Below are 17,932 nucleotides of genomic sequence, written 5' to 3' on the forward strand. Positions count from 1 at the left end.
TGAAATTCCTTGTTATTGTGATAAAGGCGGCAATTATTTTGAAATAACTTGTTGCTTACTAACAATTTATTTGCCTTTTTACAAATCCACCAATGAAAATTCTGTAAATTTTCAGGGCCCTCATCAAAACATTCACGATTCAAATTGTCAATTTCGTGCGGACTTTTTGGACGAAATGCAACATTTCCCTATTTTTTTTGTAATCCTTCAGCAATAAAGTATCGCGGACCCTTGTCAGTCCTGCTCAGATGCGTAAAATAAAACGGCGCACATCATCGCTGATGGCGCCGTCTTTGGCATGGCTGGCAAACGCTGGCCAGCGCTGTCTGCTCTGTCTCTCTTCCGTCATTCCCTTAGAACGTATAGCTGCCGCGCAAGTAGTAGGCGCGCCCGATCGGGTCTGTGTAGCGCGGGTCATAGCCTTTCTGGAACAGGGTGCCCTGGTTCGAGAACGGTGGTTCCTTGTCGAACAGGTTTTTCACGCCGGCCGTCAGCAACAAGCCTTTCCATGTGTAGCTGCCCGACACGTTGAGCAGGCTGTAGGAAGGCACATCGTGGCGATACTGCGGGTCCACCTGGTTCTGATCCGTGTAGCCGGACTTGAACGATTGCGATACGGTGGCGCCCCAGTTGCCCATGCGCCAGTTCAGCGCCGCTGTATGTTTCCAGCGGAACACGGGATTGTTGTCCGCGTAGCGGCCCACGTTGGCAATGAATTCGCCGCCGCGCTCGTTCTGGTAGTCATACTTGTGGGTCCAGGTGCCATCGACCGAGACGCTGAAATCGCCATACGCGCCACGGCCCAGGCGCGCATTCAGGCTGACGTCGATGCCGTCGGTTTTCACTTCGCCGAGGTTGTCGTTCAAGTCCAGAATGGCGTAGGGCGAACCATCGGGATTGCGCAGGAACAAGGCCTTGTACTTTTCGTAGTTGCCGAAGATCGATTGCTCGGGCAGGGAGGAAATCTTGTCCTTCAGGTGGATGTTCCAGTAATCGACGGCAAGCGTGACTTCCTTGATCGGTTCGAGCACGAGGCCGACGGCAAAGGTGGTGGATTTTTCCGGTTTCAGGTTTTCATTACCGCCTTGCAGCTTGAATTGCTGCAAGTCGCAATCGCGCAGGGGATTGGCACCGGGCTGCGGCACGCCGCCCGGGCAGAGGATGGGATCGTCGTAGGAATCGTTGGTATCGTTCTTCGACGGCGGCGCATTCTTTTCAAACAAGGTGGGAGCGCGAAAACCCGTGCTGGCCGAACCGCGCAGCACCAGCGCGCTGCTGGCCTGGTAGCGCAGGGCCAGCTTCGGATTGGTGGTGCTGCCCACGTCGCTGTAGTGGTCGAAGCGGGCCGCCAGCTGCACTTCCAGGTCCTTGATCAGCGGCAAGTTGACTTCGCCGAAGACGGCCTGGATCGTGCGCGAACCGCTCTTCGAGAGCGAGCCCGACAAGCCGGAACTGGCGGCCTGGCCGGCGATATCGCGGTTGACATTGAAGTCGGCCTTTTCGTGCCGCAGTTCACCGCCCAAAGCGATCGCCAGCGGGCCGCCGGCCAGCTGCATCAATTCGCGGCTGCCCTTGATGTCGAAGCCCGTCGTGGTGACCTTGGCGTTCTGCACCTCGCCACGCAGGGCGGTGCTGTCGAGGTAAGCCTTGCCGGCCGCGTCCTGCACGCCAAACGGGTTCAGGATGCCGTTCAGCACGCCAGCGGCAAAGCCCGCATCCTGCACATAGCCACCCGTGAATTTCTCGGACGACTTGCTGATCGCGTGGCTCAGGCCCGTCTTGTAGTCCCAGCCGGACAGCTCGCCTTCGAGCGCCAGCACCAGGCGGTCCGTCTTGCCGTCCGAATCGATCTGCCGCTGGCCCGCTTCCACGGGGCGCCAGTTGACGCTCAGCGGCTGGCCCGACAGGCCCGGCTGGGCCGGCACCCCGCCCGCATTGCCCGGATAGTATGGACTGGTGCTGGGCAGGATCAAGCCCGTTTGCGGCGGCGGGGCCGTGCGTGCCTTCACCTTGTTTTCCGAATGCAGGTATTCCACCGTGGTCAAATGGCCGCCACCGAGCTTGAAGGCGCCCTTGCCGAAGAAGGCCAGCTGTTCCTGGGCGGGCAGGTTGTCGATCTGGCGCGTGTAATCCTGGCGGCAGGTACCGTTGGCGGCGGCCACCGACAGTGGCGGCAAACAGCCGCTGGCCGCGTAGGGATTGCCTGCCAGGCCGTCGCCGCCGTTGGCCGCCGCATCGAAGTAATTGCCGGGGAAAGTCGTGCCGCTGGTAATGGACAGGCCGCGCGAGGGGATGATGCCGGTCTTGGAAAAGTCACGGTCCTGCGACGTCAGCACTTTTTGCTTGTGGTAGTCGAGCACGCCGAAAATATTGTAGCCGTCCGTGTCGAGCTTGCCGAAACCCGTCGACAGATTGACGCGGTGCTCGCCGCCGCCCTTGTGTTCGGGCGCGACGACCTCGGCGGTGATATTCGTGACGTTGACCGAGCGCTTCGTGATGAAGTTGATGACGCCGCCGATGGCGTCCGTGCCGTAGATGGCCGAGGCGCCGTCGCGCAGCACTTCGACACGCTCCAGGGCGGCAATCGGGATGATGTTCAGGTCGACGCTGGCGCCGTCATACGGATGGTTGGCGATGCGCCGGCCGTTGAGCAGCACCAGGGTCTTGTCGCCGCCCAGGCCGCGCAAGTCGGCGCTCGCCTGGCCGCCCGTGGGCAAGCCGCTGGTATTGCCGCCGACGGCATTGCCGCTGCCCATGCTGGAGGAATTGGAGGGGATCTTGCTCAGCACTTCCTGGGCCGTCGTCAGGCCCTGCTTGGCGAAATCCTCGGCCTTGAAGATGGACAGGGGTGTCGCCGTTTCCGAGACGAGGCGCTTGATGGAGGAACCGGTGACTTCGACCCGCTGCATTGCGGGGGGCTCGCCGGCGGTGCCGGTGTCCTGCGCCATGGCCGCATGGCCATACGCGCCGAGCAAGGCTGCGCACAACAGGCGCAAGGTGGGGGAGGGACTGCGGGTTTGCGTCATCTGACACTCCTGTGACTTGGTCATGGCCAAGTGGCCTGCAAGGGAGTTTTACAGGCGCGCAGCAGGGAAGGTTTGCGCTTGCGCAATAGGTATGTGGATGAGTGTCCGCGCGCCACAGTCCGGACGAAAAAAAGGCGGTGATTGCTCACCGCCTTGCGTCAGGATACAGGTGTCAGCTTAGAAGAACTTGTAGCTGGCGCCCAGTTTGAAGTAGCGGCCGATGGCGCCGCTGGCATCCATCGGGTTGTAGCTCATGCCGCCGTAGGTGAGCGGGTCGAGCGGCGCGATCTTGTCGGTCACGTTGTTGATCGAGGCAAACAATTGCAACTGCTTGTTGACGTTCCAGCGGCTCGACAGGTCGAGCGTGGTGAACGAGGCGATCTTGCAACCGTTTGGCGCCGGTGTACTGTCGGCCAGCTTGGAAGCGCAGGGCTTGCCTTCAAACAGGATGTTCTTCATGTCCGAACGGTAGTTCAGCACGCCGCTGACGTTCCAGTTGCCCAGGTCCCACGAGCCGGTGAGGTTGATCTTGTCCTTCGGCGTGCCCGCGCAGTTGGAGGTATCGCAATTGCCATGCGTACCGGCGAACTGGTAGCGCACGGTGGACGACTCGGCCCGTACCCACGAAGCGATGTGGGTCCAGGTCAGGCCGAACGTGGCGCGGCCGTAGTCGCCCAGGCGCACGCGCTGCTTGACGTCCAGGTCGATACCCTTGATCTCCGTGAAGCTGGAGTTGCGGTACGGCGCCTTGGTGATCAGCAAGGTGCCCGTGTTCGGCACCACCACGCCATTGATGGTCAGGTTGTTGTCGGCGCGGATGGCCGTCGGCAGGGCGGCCGCTTCGTTGTAGGGCAGCGGGTTGATCTCGTTTTCACGCTTGATCTTCCAGCCATCGAGCGATAGGCTGGTATCGTTGAACGGATCCCACACGAGGCCCAGGGTGTAGCCCTTGGATTTTTCCGGTTTGAGGCTGGGGTCGCCGATCTTGACTGCCGCCACTTGCAGTTCGCAGTCGCTGGCATTGGCGCCCGGCAGGCGGGTGCCGCCCGGGCAGCGCACGGGATCGCTCACGGTCGATGTGCCCGTCGATTGCGAATTGGCATTGCTTTCGGCGGGGCCCGGTGCGCGGAAGCCTTCCGAATACGTGCCGCGCACGGCGAAGGTTTTCAGCGGCGTCCACTTGGCGCCCAGCTTCGGCGTGGTCGACGAGAAACGGTCATATTTGTCGTAACGCAAGGCGCCCGACAGTTCCACCGTCTTGATGACGGGCGCCAGCACTTCGAGGAACACGGCCGAGACCTTGCTGTCGCCCTTGGCCGCCACGTAGCTCGAGTTGATGGAACCGTTTTCCGTGCCCGACAGCGATGGATTGTCGAGCTTGTCGCGGCGGTGTTCCGCACCCACGGCCAGGCCCAGGGCGCCGCCGGGCAACTGCATCAGTTCGCGCGACGCCTTGAAGTCGATGATGTCGAGCTTGGTGGTGGAATCGGAGGTGGCGTTCGTCACCATGGCCGCGTACAGCGAAGCGGGATTCTTGCCCGCCTGCGCGCCGATGTAGTACGGGAAATATTGGCTGTTCGGATTGCCCAGCGCATCCTTGACGACGGCCATGTTCAGCATGTTGCTGTAATCGAGGTGCAGCTTCGATTCCGAATGCGTATAGCCTGCATCGTAGTCCCAGCCCATGGCGTTGCCCTTGACGCCGAGCACGATGCGGTTGAACTCGTTGTTGGCCTGGCGCGTGCTGGCGCCCACATCGAAGGCCTGGTAGCGTACGCGCACCGGCACGCCATACGGGTTTTGCGGATGGTTGGCGGCCAGCACAATGGTGGTGCCGGCGCCGGAACCGTAGTTGACGACGCCAGTCGGGCTGGTGGCGTTGGGCGGGAAGGCGATGGTCGGCGTGATCGATGGCGGTATCAGGGTGAAGGCCGTATCGCGCTTCGAGTAGCCCGCTTCCGCGTACACCTGGGTGTCGGCATTGACTTGCCAGGTGCCGCGCGTGTACAGGTTGATCGATTCGATCTTCGGCTGCATCGAGCGGAACTGGTCGTGGTGCCACAAACAGCCGCCCTTCGGATCTTGCGGCGAAGACACGGACAAGCTCGAGCAGCCGGGCAGGGACACATAGTTGTTGGTGACGGGGTCGCGGATCAGGCCCGCTGGCGAGGCATTTGCATCGTTGTTGCCATTGATGTAGCCGCCGGCGAACTGGGTGTTGATCGCATAGCCATACGGGCGCAGGTCGGCCTTGCCTATCCATTTGCGGCCGGCACGGTCATTGTTCATCAGCATGTCCGATTTGCTGTACTCGGCATTGACGACGACATTGAATTTATCCGTATCGAGGTTGCCCTTGCCGAAGGTCAGCGAGGCGCGGTGCTGCTTGGCGTCGCTGTCGCCCGAGATGCCCGTGTCGCCTTTCAGGGTCAGGCCTTCGAAGTCCTTGCGCAAGATGATGTTGACGACGCCGGCGATGGCGTCCGCGCCGTAGGTCGACGATGCGCCGTCTTTCAGGATTTCGATGCGCTCGACGATCTGCATCGGCACGGTGGACAGGTCGGTAAAGCTCTTCTGGCCGTCATCGGCGCGCGCGAACGGCGCCATGCGGCGGCCATTGAGCAAGACCAGGGTCGAGGTGGCGCCCAGGCCGCGCAGCGAGATGGCCGTGGAACCGGCGGCAAAGCCGTTGCCGAAGCCCGTCGGCAGGGAGCCGGCGCCATCGGCGGTCAGGGTTTGCAGGTACTCGGCGACGGTGGCCTTGCCCGATTTCATCAAGTCGTCGCGGCTGATGACCTGTACCGGAGATGCGGTCTCGGCCGTGGCCCGTTTGATGCTCGAGCCTGTAATTTCCACACGTTGAACATTGGCGTCTTGCGCCATGGCCGGCGCAGCCATCATGCCCAGGCTGAGCGCTGCTACGCTACCCGAAAAAATCAGGCGTACGGAGCGGGATATCACTGTTTCCATCATCATTCTCAGAACTCCGAAAGTGTGCTCGGCTGGCCCTTGTGCGGCACAGCTTTGCCAAGGTGATAAAGATTGCTGCGTCGGCAATCGCTGTGGATCAAACGGCATATTGTGTGAGTTGCCGCCATTGATAAGACCATTTGCCGAGAAACCTTGTCAACGCGCACACATCTGCTTTCAGCATGGAAACAACAGTGTTTTTTATCATGTTGATGCATTTCAATAATTGCAATTATTTTAATGTTGCAGTGCGATGCGTATTTTCCGTACTGCCATAAAAACAGCTGTCATTGGCAACCATAAGGGTTGCTGCCAGGCCGTTTTTTCATGGACGCCGCCTGTCTATGCTGCGCTGCGGAAGATTCTCCCCGCGAGGCAGGCGGTCGTGGCTGCGCGGCACGCCTGTGCTGCGGCTTTTCGCCCGGCGAACAGAATATGCGTTATCGTTACGCCTTTTTCCGGCTCGCCTGCATGCGGTCGCGGCTGGCCCTGAACAAGGCATAGATCTTGCGAGGATGGACTGGTTTTGGCGGTGGAATCCTGTATCCCAGGGGGAAGCCAGTACAAGCGCACCAATACGGTGCGACAGATAATCGAGATGAAGGGTATTACATGAAGTCACCATGGATGCGGCGCGTGGCGCTGCTCGCCTGCCTGGCCACCCTGCCGCTGGCGGCCATTGCCGCCGATGTTGCCCCTGCTGCCGCAGGCGCGCCGGTGAAAACCTTGCGCTATATCTTGCCGGCCGCCGAGACGGGCTTCGATCCGGCCACCGCGCGCGACCTGTATTCGAACCACATCACGCAGGCCGTCTTCGACACCCTGTACACCTATGATTACCTGGCGCGCCCCGTCAAGGTGGTGCCCGGTGCTGCGGCCGCCATGCCGGAAGTGTCCGCCGACGGCAAGACCTACACCATCCGCCTGAAAAAAGGCATGTATTACACGCCGGACCCCGCGTTCGGCGGCAAGCGCCGCGAACTGACGATGGCCGACTACGTGTATTCGTGGAAGCGTCTGTTCGACCCGCGTCTGGCCTCGCCGCACAGCTGGCTGTTCGAAGGCAAGGTAGTGGGACTCGACGACCTGGCCAAGGATGCGGCCAAGTCGAACAAGCTCGACTACAGCAAGAAGGTGGCCGGCCTGGACATCCTCGACCCGTACACCCTGCGCGTGACCCTCACCAAGACCGATTTCAATTTTCCCATGATCCTCGCCTACGTGCCGACGTCCGCCGTGGCGCGCGAAGTGGTGGAAAAGTATGGCGACGTGAAGGGCGAAGTGGGCTCGAATCCCGTCGGTACCGGCTACTACACCTTGGGCGAATGGACGCGCGGCAACCGCATCGTCCTGAACCGCAACCCGCAGCACTTGCCGGAAACGTGGAATTTCCTGGCTGGCGATGATCCCGACGACCAGCGCATCGTGCGCCAGATGCAGGGCAAGCGCATTCCCGCCATCGACCGCATTGAAATATCCGTCATGATCGAAGACCAGTCGCGCTGGCTGTCGTTCCAGAGCGGCGGCACGGACGTGTTCTGGCTCGACGGTCCACTGGCGCCAAAAGCGCTGCTCAACGGCAAGCTGCGTCCCGAGCTGGCGGAGAAGGGCGTGCAACTGTCGCGCCTGCTGGACCCGGAAATCAGCTATTACTACTGGAATATGGAAGACCCGACCCTGGGTGGCTTCAGCAAGGAAAAGATCGCCCTGCGCCGTGCCATTGCCATGGCGCACAACATCGACGAAGAAATTCGCATCATCTGGAATGGCCAGGCCAAGCGCCTTGACTATCCGATACCGCCCGGCGTCGTCGGCTACGATCCTCACTACAAGAGCCTGCTGCAATACGATCCTGTGCTGGCGAACAAATTGCTCGACAAATTCGGCTACAAGAAGGGCGCCGATGGCTGGCGTACTTTGCCGGACGGCAAGCCGCTCTTGATCCGCTACGCTTCACGCAATGAAGCGAACGGCGTGCTGCAGGCGGAAATGTGGCGCAAGACCTACAACTCGCTGGGCATCCGCATGGAAAACGACCGCATGATCTTTTCCGACATTTTAAAGACGGAAAAGCAGTGCAAGATGCAGACGCGCACGGCGCCATGGCTGGCCGACTATCCGGACGGCGACAACTTCATGCAGCTGTTCTATGGCCCGAACACGCACCAGAACAACAATGGCTGCTACCAGGATCCCGAATACGACAAGTGGTACGCGGCCAGCCAGGCCATGCCGGCCAGCCCCGAGCGCGACGAGCTGTTCCACAAGATGGCGCGCCGCCTGGAAGTGAACGCGGGCGCCCTGATCGGCTACGCGCGCTACCGCAACATGCTGGCGCAAAAGTCGGTGCTCGGCTACAAGAAGCACCCGATCATGTTCCAGGAATGGGCGTACATGGATATCGACAGCAACGGTGCACCGGTTGCGCTAGCTGCCAGCTCGCCTAAATAATAAGCGCAGCTTATAACGCTAGGGAATCATTATGTTTGCTTATATCCTGCGCCGCCTGTGGCAGATGCTGCCCACCATGCTGGGCGTCGTCCTGCTGGTGTTTATCCTGTTCAACTGGGTGGGCGGCGACCCCGCCTACATCCTGGCCGGCAAGATGTCTAGTGCGGAAAGCATCGCCAACATCCGCCGCCAGCTCGGCGTCGACCAGCCGTATTACGTGCAACTGTGGATCTTCATCAAGCAGATCGTCACGTTCGACTTCGGCCAGAGCTGGGCGACGGGCGAATCCGTGTCGCACATCATCACCTCGCGCCTGGGCCCGTCGATGATGGTCCTGATTCCGCTGACCGTGCTGGAAACGTTTTTTGGCGTGGCGCTGGCGCTGGCCATCGCTTTCGTGCGCGGTTCGCTGACGGACCGCGCCGTCATGATCGCCTGCACGGTGGGCATGTCGATTTCCATTCTCGTCTACATCATCGTCTTCCAGTACGGCTTTGCTTATAAACTGGGCCTGTTCCCCGTGCAGGGCTGGGGCGACAGCTTCTGGGAAAACCTGCTGCGCTATTCCACTTTGCCGATTCTGATCGGCCTGGCCGTGTCCATCGCGCCGACCCTGCGCCTGTTCCGCACCTTCGTGCTGGACGAGGCCAACCAGGATTACGTGCGCACGGCGCGCGCCAAGGGCTTGAAGGAAGGCCGCATCATGTGGGTGCACGTGCTGCGCAACGCCGCCATTCCCATCATTACCTATGTGATGTCGAACTTGCCGGCTCTGCTGATCGGCGCTTTCCTGCTCGAGCGCTTCTTCGGCATCCCCGGCATCGGGCGTGAAGTGATCCTGGCCGTCGAGCGCAGCGACTTTCCGGTGATTAAGGCGATCACCGTGTATGTTGCCGCCGCCACCATGCTCTTCAACCTGCTCACCGACCTGCTGTACCAGGCGGTCGATCCTCGCGTACAACTGAAGTAGAAAGAGACGATGTCGAAACCTCATACATCGCCCGGCCTGTGGGCCCTGGCGTGGCGCCGTTTGCGCGGCGACAAGATTGCAATGGTATCGCTGGCCGTGGTCGGCGCCTTTTTCCTGCTGGTGCTGGCGTCCGCCAGCGGCCTGGTGGCCTCGAACTGGGAAGACGAAGTGGCCGTCAGCTATGCGCCGCCCACCTTTGTCGGCGCCGACAAAGACGTGGCCGCCGATGGCGCCATTCCCCTGGCCGATGAGCGCAGCGCGCCCACCCCCGTCAACGTGCTCGATCCGCTGGCCGACGACATCGCCGAACTGCGCGCCCAGATGGGTAGTAACCCATCCGCCGGCGTGGAAATGTACGGCGTCACCGACCCGCTGGCCGACGACTTGACGGCCTTGCGCGCCGGCATGGGCAAGGCCAAGAAACTCGTCACGCACAAGGCGGCGACACTGCCGTTCGGCGCCGACAAGTGGGGCCACGACATTATCCAGAAAACCATCAAGGGCGGTGAAACATCGATCGTCGTGGGCCTGGTGGCAGCCTTGCTGGCCGTCGTGCTGGGCACCTTGTTTGGCGCCGTGTCCGGCTACTTCGGTGGCGTCGTCGATGATTTCTTCAACTGGTTCTACAGCATCTTTACATCGATTCCGTCCATCCTGATGATCTTGACGGTGGCGGCCGTGCTGCAGCAAAAGGGCGTGCTGACCATCGTGCTGATCCTGGGGCTGACTGGCTGGACGGGGCCGTACCGTTTGATCCGCGCCGAATACATCAAGCACAAGGCGCGCGAATACGTGATGGCGGCCGACGCGATTGGCGCTTCGCACTGGCGCAAGATGTTTTCCCACATCTTCCCGAACGTGAGCCACGTGGCACTGGTGCAAATGTCGATCCTCGTGGTGGGCTTCATCAAGGCCGAAGTGATTTTGAGCTTCCTCGGCTTTGGCGTGCCGGTGGGTACCGTCTCGTGGGGCAGCATGCTTAACGAGGCACAAAATGAACTGATCCTGGGCAAATGGTGGCAGCTGACAGCCGCCGCCACGGCGATGGCCGTGCTGGTGACGGCGTTCTCGCTGTTTACCGATGCCTTGCGCGATGCGCTCGACCCCAAAGTGAAATAGGAGTTGCTCATGGACCAGAATAACCTGTTGGAAGTGCGCGACCTGCGCGTCACCTTCCGCCTGGACAAGAAGACCACGTTCGAAGCCGTCAAGGGCATTTCGTTCAAGGTGCCGCGCAACAGCACCGTCGCGCTGGTGGGCGAATCGGGCAGCGGCAAGTCCGTCAGTTCGCTGGCCGTGATGGGCCTGCTGCCGCCGGATAACACCATCATCGACCCCGCCTCGAGCATCCATTTTGGCGGGCGCAATTTGCTGGACCTGTCTATCGCCGAGCGGCGCACCATGTGCGGCAAGGACATCTCGATGATCTTCCAGGAGCCGATGTCGTCGCTGAACCCCGTGTTCACCGTCGGTTTCCAGATCGCCGAAGTGCTGCGCCAGCATATGGGCATGAACCGCAAGCAGGCGCGGGCGCGCACCCTGGCACTGCTCGAGGAAGTGGGCATTCCCGATCCGGCCACCAAGATCGACGCCTACCCGAGCCAGATGTCGGGTGGCCAGCAGCAGCGCGTGATGATCGCCATGGCGATCGCCTGTGAACCGAAACTGCTGATCGCCGACGAACCGACGACGGCGCTGGACGTGACGATCCAGAAACAGATCATGGACTTGATCGCGGCGCTGCAAAAGAAGCATCAGATGTCCGTGCTGTTCATTACCCACGACCTGGGCCTGGTGGGGGAGATCGCCGACCACGTGATCGTCATGCGCCATGGCGAAGTGCGCGAGACGGGCGAGGTGCGCCAGGTATTCGAAGCGCCGCAAGACAGTTATACCAAAGCCCTGCTGCATTGCCGCCCGTCGCTGGACGAGCGCCCGTGGCGCCTGCCAGTGATTGCCGACTATATGGAGGGCAAGGCTGGCCCCGGCGTCGAGGTGAAACAGCGCACGCGCGGCTACACGCCCGGTGACGAGCCCGTGCTGGTGGTGAATAACCTGAGCAAAAGCTTTTATACGCGCGACGGCCTGTTCGGCAAGCGCGAGTTCCAGGCCGTCAAGGATGTGTCGTTCACTTTGCCGCGCGGCAAGACGCTGGGCGTGGTGGGCGAATCCGGCTCAGGCAAGACGACGGTGGGCTTGACCCTGCTGCGCCTGCACCAGGCGACGGGCGGCACGGCCATGTTCCACGGCAAGGACCTGATTGCCATGCCAAACAAGGAATACCTGCCCTATAAGCGCCGCATCCAGATCATCTTCCAGAATCCGTATGCGTCCCTGAACCCCCGCTTTACGGTGGGACAGATCTTGCTCGAACCGATGCGCATCCACAACATCGGCGCCGATGACAAGGAACGCATCGCCAAGGCCTACTGGCTGCTCGATAAAGTCGGCTTGCCGGAACAGGCCTTCCACCGCTATCCGCACGAGTTCTCGGGCGGCCAACGCCAGCGCATCGCCATTGCCCGCTGCCTGACCATGCAGCCGGAAATTCTCGTCTGCGACGAATCCGTGTCGGCGCTGGACGTTTCCGTGCAGGCGCAGGTGCTGAACTTGCTGCAGGACTTGCAGGATGAATTCGGCCTGTCCTACATCTTCATTTCGCACGATTTGTCGGTGGTGAAATACATCGCCGACCAGGTGATGGTGATGCACAAGGGGCAAGTGGTGGAGCTGGCCGATTCGGATGAGCTGTACCGCAATCCCGTGCATCCGTACACGCGCGCCCTATTGAGCGCCATACCGAAGGGCGTGCAATTGTAAGGGCCTTTTTACGGTAAGATAGCGGCCATGCCCAACCTCATTTACCTGCTCGAACATTACGGTGTCCTGATAGTCTTTGGCATCGTGCTGGTGGAGCAGCTCGGCCTGCCGATTCCCGCTTTCCCCATCCTCGTAGTGGCGGGGGCGCTGGCCGTCGATGGCGACATGAATGGGGCGCTGGTGCTGGCCGCCGCCCTGGGCGCCTGCCTGATCAGCGACTTCACGTGGTTCCGCGCGGGCCGCCATTTTGGCAAGCGCATCCTGCGGCTGCTGTGCCGTATCTCGCTGTCGCCCGATTACTGCGTCAGCCAGACGGAAGACAAATTCAAGCGCTGGGGCCCGAAAGCCCTGATCGTCTCCAAGTTCGTGCCGGGTTTCAATACCGTGGCGGCTCCCATGTCGGGCGCGCTGGGCACGCCGCCGGGCCTGTTCTTCCTGTACGCAGGCCTGGGCGCCTTGCTGTGGAGTGGCACGGGCATCGTCGTCGGCGTGATTTTCCATGCCAGCGTGCAGCAGGTGCTCGACTTGCTCAGCACCATGGGCAGCACGGCCTTGCTGATGCTGGCCACCTTGCTGGGCTTGTTCCTGCTGTACAAATTCCTCGAACGCCGGCGTTTCCGCCAGGCCCTGCAGATCGAGCGCATCGGCATCGATGAATTGCTCGAACTCATAGAGCAGGGCGAGGAACCGCTGATGGTCGACGCGCGCAGCGCCACGGCGCAGGCGCTGGAACCGGCCGTACCGGGCGCCTTGTTCTTCAATGGCAAGGAGCCGGTGCCCGCCATGATCGCCATGGACAAGGACCGCCACATCATCGTGTATTGCAGCTGTCCCAACGACGTGACGGCCGCGCAAGTGGCCAAACTGCTGCACCAGCACGGCTTTCACCGCGCCAAGCCCTTGCATGGCGGCCTGGACGCGTGGAATGCCGCCTACCGCTCGGACCAGCCGGCGCCCGCCAGCCTGCTGGGCGAAGGCTTGCCCTCCTGATTTCCCTCCTTCCTGCTCGCCAGGCGGGCAGTCAAAAACCGGTAGTAATAATACGAAAACCGCTTTGCGGCAGCGCCAGGACGGTGGCGCTGCACCCGCGCCGCCGCGTACAAAGCGGCTTTGCGCAAACTCCGGCATACTGTGTTTTCAAGGCGGCTCCTGCTGCTGTGCAGCATGCTTTTCGCGCGCCTGATGAGTGCAAGCACTTACTATAAATCATTGTTTCTAAGTAATTTTAGCGTTGCCTGTTGCATTTGGAGTGGAACTACCAATAAAGGCTTGTTTTGATGTACTTAAACTACAAACTTCGCTTGCCTCCGGGCGCATTCATCCTTTAAGCTTGGCGTCCCATGCGTCCCACTTCATCATTTAAAATCATGAGCGCTTCGTCTTCTCCCGTACTGCCGACTTCCGCCTTCGCCGATGGACCGCGCCTGCTGGCCGACGTGGGCGGCACCAATGCCCGTTTCGCCCTGGAAGTGGCCGCTGGCCACATCACCCTGGTGGAAGTGCTGCCCTGTGCCGATTACCCTAGCCTGTCCGCCGCCCTGCAAGCCTATCTGGCCTTGCCGCACGTCGCTGCCGCCGGCGGGCAAGCCGTACGCCATGCCGTGATCGCCATCGCCAACCCGGTCGACGGCGATTTCCTCAGCATGACGAACCACCACTGGTCGTTCTCGATCCGCGCCATGCGCGAAGAGTGCGGTTTCACGACTTTGGACGTGGTCAACGATTTCACGGCGCTGGCGCGCTCCCTGCCGCAGCTGTCAAACGAGCAAAAGCACCAGGTGGGCGCGGGCACGGCCCGTCCGAATACGGCCATCGGCCTGATCGGCGCCGGCACGGGCCTGGGCGTGTCGGGCCTGATTCCATCGCACGGCGGCTGGATCGCCCTGCAAAGCGAAGGCGGCCACGTCAGTTTTGCGCCGTTCAATGAAGTGGAAGTGAGCATTTTGCAATTCGCCTGGCGCGAATACGAGCACGTCTCGGCCGAACGCCTGATTTCCGGCGATGGACTGGAACTGATCTACCGGGCCCTGGCCGACCGCGCCGGCGTGCCGGCGGAAGACTTGCCGGCGGCGGAAATCACGCGCCGCGCGCTGGCCGGCGAATCGCAGCTGTGCGACGACGTCATCGAAGCGTTCTGCTGCATGCTCGGCACGGTGGCGGGCAACGTCGCCGTCACCCTGGGCGCGCTGGGCGGCATCTATATCGGCGGCGGCATCGTGCCACGCCTGGGCGCGCGTTTCGACCGCTCCGGTTTCCGCGCCCGCTTCGAGCGCAAGGGCCGCTTCGCCAATTACGTCTCGCAAGTGCCGACCTTCGTCATCACGGCGCAATACCCAGCGTTCCTGGGCGCATCGGCTATTCTCTCGGAGAAACTCGCCTCCCAGTGATGTGCGAGCAGGGGCCGATATGTCGCGCCAGGGCCGGGTAAAACGCGTGTTTTGCCCGGTTTTGCGCTTTTCCGCTTTTTATCAGGTACAATTGGCATCGTTGGATGAAACGACGACTGTCGCTCTCCTGTCTGGCTGGTTCGCCGCCACGGGAAAAGCAGCTGCTCCGGAGTTCGTTTCATTGCTGGTTATTTAAGGCCAGCACCATGGATGGCAGGACTTTCACTGCATCCGCTTTAGTCCCGCTTTGCGCGCATCGGCCAAGGCGTCGGAAAAACAGCCTCAACTAGTAACCCAGCACGGCGTCATCATCGATGTCTGCCATCTGTTACGTTGAAATGAACGTTTTTGATTTCTTTCTCTGCATACGAATTGCAACACACATCCGCACAGAATTGCTATGAATACAATTGAGGCTAAAAAAGTCCTCGAAACCGCGTTGCTGTGCGCTCGTGAATCGCTGACGATCCACAGCTTGAAGAAGCTGTTCGTCGATGCGGACGAGAATGGTCGCGTGCGCGGTGTCGGCGTTGGCGCCGATACGATCAAGCAGTTGCTGGAAGAGTTGCGCGATGAGTGGGAAGGGCGCGGCATCGAGATCGTCAGTCTGGCTTCCGGCTGGCGCTTTCAAAGCCGCCCGGAAATGAAGATGTATCTCGACCGTTTGACGCCCGAGCGGCCGCCCAAGTATTCGCGGGCGACCCTGGAAACCCTCGCCATCATCGCCTACCGCCAGCCGGTGACGCGCGGCGATATCGAGGAAATTCGCGGCGTTGCCGTCAATTCGCAGACGATCAAGATGCTGGAAGATCGTGGCTGGGTCGATGCCATCGGCTACCGCGACGTGGTGGGACGGCCGGCCTTGCTGGCCACCACCAAGCAATTTTTGGATGACCTGGGTTTGCAATCGCTGTCCCAGCTGCCGCCTTTGCAGCAAATCAGCGAGATGCAGGGCAATGGGCTCGAAGCCCTGGAAGCGGCCCTGCAGGAAAATTTTGACAAGGCAAGCAATGAGCTTGTCCCCCAGCTTGGTGCAGGTAGCAATACGGCTGTGACAGATGTAGATGTGACAGCAAGCCTTGATGCCGGCCCCGATGCTTCGCCCACGGACGAAGCCTACACTCACGACCCTGCGCCAGAACTAACGGTTGACGCTGCGCCAGGTCAGCACAGCCAAGAAACGAAGAATGAATAATCCGAACACACCCGAGACAGTTACCGCCAGCGACGAAGCCATCGTTGCCAAGCCCAAGCGCCGCACCAAGGCCCAGATCGAAGCTGATACGGCCGCTGCCGTCGCTGCCGGCGACACCGCCACTGCCAAGCCGAAGCGCCGCACGAAAGCTGACGTGGCCGCCGACGCAGCTGCTGAATCGTCCGTCGTCGCTGCTGCTGAAACTGAAGCCGCGCCAGCCGTCAAGAAAACCCGCGCCAAGCCAGCCTTGAAGGCCGTGGCCGATGCCGCCGAAGCGGCTGCCGAGGCGGTTGCCGCCCCTGCACCGCGTCCGCCGCGCGCCCGCGCTGCCGCCAAGGCCGCTGCCGCCGTCGCTGAAACGGCGCCCGAAGCTGTCGCCGACAAGCCGGCCGAAGCACGTCCTACCCGTGGTCCGCGCCAGATGCGTGGCGTGCAGGCGGAACGCGCACTGCGCCAGCCGCCGCGCGCCGAAGCGCCGCAGGCAGCCGAATCCGTTGCAGCAGCACCTGTCGCCGAGCAAGCCGCCGCGCCTGTGACCGACGTGTTCGATGCCGAAGGCAACCTCGTGTCCGGCCCGCGCCTGCCGCGCGGCCCGCGCAACGACGTGCCGGGCGCTGGCAAGAATGCCGGCAAGAGCCGTAAAAAGGGCAAGGGCCGCCAGGCTGCGCCAGGCAAGCTCAGCGACGCTGATGCTGTCTTCTCGTTCGTTACCTCCGACGCGTTCGACAGCGAAGAGGGCGGCACGGGCCGCGTACAGAAAGTGGCCGTGCGCCGCGACCTGACGTCCGACGACGACGCGCCGAAGCTGCACAAGGTGCTGGCCGAAGCCGGTCTCGGTTCGCGCCGCGACATGGAAGACCTGATCATTTCGGGCCGCGTGTCCGTCAATGGCGAGCCGGCCCACATCGGCCAGCGCATCCTGCCGACCGATCACGTGCGCATCAACGGCAAGTTGATCCAGCGCCGCGTCAGCAAGAAGCCGCCGCGTGTATTGGTGTACCACAAGCCGGCCGGCGAAATCGTCAGCCACAACGACCCGGACGGCCGTCCATCCGTGTTCGACCGCCTGCCGACCATGAAGGCGGGCAAGTGGCTGGCCGTTGGCCGCCTCGACTTCAACACGGAAGGCTTGCTGCTGTTTACCACCTCCGGTGACCTGGCCAACCGTTTGATGCACCCGCGCTATGGCATCGACCGCGAGTACGCCGTGCGTACCCTGGGCGAGCTGGAAGAGGGCATGCGCCAGAAACTGCTGGCCGGCGTCGAGCTGGAAGACGGCCTGGCGCAGTTCTCGAAGATCGCCGATGGCGGCGGCGAAGGCATCAACAAGTGGTACCGCGTGGTGATCGGCGAAGGCCGTAACCGCGAAGTGCGCCGCATGTTCGAAGCGATCGGCCTGACCGTGTCGCGCCTGATCCGTACCCGCTACGGCGCCATGACCCTGCCGAGCGGCCTGAAACGCGGCCGCTGGGAAGAAATGGATGAAAACACCGTGCGCGACCTGCTGGCCGCCTATGGCATCGAAAAGAAAATGCCGGCATCGGGCGATCCGCGTGCCGCTGGCGCAGCCAAGGGCCGCGAAGCGCGCAAGGCGAGCCGCGATGATGAGCCGAATGGCAACCGCATTGATGTGAGCAACCGCAACGCCGATCCTTTCCCGGTCGCGCCGCGCCGTGGCCAGCCGCAAGGCCAGTTTGCCCGTCCGCAAGGTCAGGGTCGTCCAGGCGGCGCCGGTCGTCCAGGCGAAGCGCGTGGTCCTGGCCGTGGCCAGCCGCAAGGTCCATTCCAGGGCGGCCAGCTGCGCTCGTCGGCCTCGTTCGAAGGTGCGCCGCAAGGCCAGGGCCGTCCGCCGCGTGCGGCAGGCCAGGGCCAAGGCCGTCCGGCCGGTGGCGGCGAAGGCCGCGCGCCGCAGCGCGGTCCGCGCCAGCCCGATCCGCTGCAAACGGCATTCGGCTTCGCCAACACGGGTCCGCGCCGCAATACGGGTGGTGGCGCCGGTGGGCAAGCGCGCTCCGGTGGCCAGCCGCGTGGCGGCATGGATCGTGGCGGCATGGATGGCATGCCGCGCCGCCGCAGCAAAGGTTAATCGGGAAGAGTTTCTTCTTGCGCGCCC

At 62.0% G+C, this 17,932-nt stretch carries 11 protein-coding genes; 9 read left to right on the plus strand and 2 right to left on the minus strand.

Annotated elements, in window-relative coordinates; translation table 11 throughout:
* Positions 1-353: 353 nt before the first annotated feature.
* Entirely contained in the window at positions 354-3,026 is a 2,673-nt protein-coding gene (locus AC4BCN_RS06905; protein WP_490492865.1) for a TonB-dependent receptor, read from the minus strand.
* Between the two features lie 177 nt (positions 3,027-3,203).
* Entirely contained in the window at positions 3,204-6,002 is a 2,799-nt protein-coding gene (locus tag AC4BCN_RS06910) for a TonB-dependent receptor (RefSeq protein ID WP_490492866.1), read from the minus strand.
* Between the two features lie 606 nt (positions 6,003-6,608).
* On the opposite strand from AC4BCN_RS06910, the gene AC4BCN_RS06915 reads away from it, so the two are divergent.
* The 9 genes from AC4BCN_RS06915 to rluB all read left to right on the plus strand — a co-directional run bounded on the left by AC4BCN_RS06915 (position 6,609) and on the right by rluB (position 17,905).
* Positions 6,609-8,447 carry an ABC transporter substrate-binding protein gene (locus tag AC4BCN_RS06915; RefSeq protein WP_490492867.1) on the plus strand — a complete coding sequence of 613 codons (1,839 nt, stop codon included), beginning with the start codon at positions 6,609-6,611 and terminating at the stop codon, positions 8,445-8,447.
* Positions 8,448-8,478: 31 nt separating this feature from the next.
* Positions 8,479-9,417 (plus strand): ABC transporter permease, encoded by a 939-nt coding sequence (locus tag AC4BCN_RS06920; RefSeq protein ID WP_034760169.1) that lies wholly within the window; start codon positions 8,479-8,481, stop codon positions 9,415-9,417.
* A 9-nt stretch (positions 9,418-9,426) separates the two neighbouring features.
* Positions 9,427-10,536 (plus strand): ABC transporter permease, encoded by a 1,110-nt coding sequence (locus tag AC4BCN_RS06925; protein ID WP_128140440.1) that lies wholly within the window; start codon positions 9,427-9,429, stop codon positions 10,534-10,536.
* A 9-nt stretch (positions 10,537-10,545) separates the two neighbouring features.
* Positions 10,546-12,237: an ABC transporter ATP-binding protein gene (locus AC4BCN_RS06930; protein WP_490492868.1), complete on the plus strand. Its 1,692-nt coding sequence runs from the start codon at positions 10,546-10,548 to the stop codon at positions 12,235-12,237.
* 27 nt (positions 12,238-12,264) lie between these two features.
* Positions 12,265-13,227: a VTT domain-containing protein gene (locus tag AC4BCN_RS06935; protein ID WP_070303333.1), complete on the plus strand. Its 963-nt coding sequence runs from the start codon at positions 12,265-12,267 to the stop codon at positions 13,225-13,227.
* 377 nt (positions 13,228-13,604) lie between these two features.
* On the plus strand, positions 13,605-14,624 hold the full coding sequence (locus AC4BCN_RS06940) for a glucokinase (protein WP_485882449.1): 1,020 nt from the start codon (positions 13,605-13,607) through the stop codon (positions 14,622-14,624).
* Between the two features lie 19 nt (positions 14,625-14,643).
* Positions 14,644-14,820, plus strand: coding sequence for a hypothetical protein (locus AC4BCN_RS06945; RefSeq protein WP_160309317.1), 177 nt, complete (start codon positions 14,644-14,646; stop codon positions 14,818-14,820).
* Between the two features lie 204 nt (positions 14,821-15,024).
* Positions 15,025-15,819, plus strand: coding sequence for an SMC-Scp complex subunit ScpB (gene scpB / locus AC4BCN_RS06950; RefSeq protein WP_034760153.1), 795 nt, complete (start codon positions 15,025-15,027; stop codon positions 15,817-15,819).
* The gene (rluB, locus tag AC4BCN_RS06955) at positions 15,812-17,905 is read left to right on the plus strand and encodes a 23S rRNA pseudouridine(2605) synthase RluB (RefSeq protein ID WP_490492869.1); all 2,094 of its coding nucleotides are present in this window, start codon (positions 15,812-15,814) and stop codon (positions 17,903-17,905) included. Before scpB ends, rluB begins: the two co-directional genes overlap by 8 nt.
* Positions 17,906-17,932: the final 27 nt, after the last annotated feature.

The sequence above is a fragment of the Janthinobacterium sp. Bl 1 genome, from assembly GCF_058215535.1.

Bases quoted from the DNA above. Each gene is read 5' to 3' on its own strand.
- AC4BCN_RS06905 (WP_490492865.1), bottom strand. From the start codon at position 3,026: ATGACGCAAACCCGCAGTCCCTCCCCCACCTTGCGCCTGTTGTGCGCA.
- AC4BCN_RS06910 (WP_490492866.1), bottom strand. From the start codon at position 6,002: ATGATGATGGAAACAGTGATATCCCGCTCCGTACGCCTGATTTTTTCG.
- AC4BCN_RS06915 (WP_490492867.1), top strand. From the start codon at position 6,609: ATGAAGTCACCATGGATGCGGCGCGTGGCGCTGCTCGCCTGCCTGGCC.
- AC4BCN_RS06920 (WP_034760169.1), top strand. From the start codon at position 8,479: ATGTTTGCTTATATCCTGCGCCGCCTGTGGCAGATGCTGCCCACCATG.
- AC4BCN_RS06925 (WP_128140440.1), top strand. From the start codon at position 9,427: ATGTCGAAACCTCATACATCGCCCGGCCTGTGGGCCCTGGCGTGGCGC.
- AC4BCN_RS06930 (WP_490492868.1), top strand. From the start codon at position 10,546: ATGGACCAGAATAACCTGTTGGAAGTGCGCGACCTGCGCGTCACCTTC.
- AC4BCN_RS06935 (WP_070303333.1), top strand. From the start codon at position 12,265: ATGCCCAACCTCATTTACCTGCTCGAACATTACGGTGTCCTGATAGTC.
- AC4BCN_RS06940 (WP_485882449.1), top strand. From the start codon at position 13,605: ATGAGCGCTTCGTCTTCTCCCGTACTGCCGACTTCCGCCTTCGCCGAT.
- AC4BCN_RS06945 (WP_160309317.1), top strand. From the start codon at position 14,644: ATGTCGCGCCAGGGCCGGGTAAAACGCGTGTTTTGCCCGGTTTTGCGC.
- scpB (WP_034760153.1), top strand. From the start codon at position 15,025: ATGAATACAATTGAGGCTAAAAAAGTCCTCGAAACCGCGTTGCTGTGC.
- rluB (WP_490492869.1), top strand. From the start codon at position 15,812: ATGAATAATCCGAACACACCCGAGACAGTTACCGCCAGCGACGAAGCC.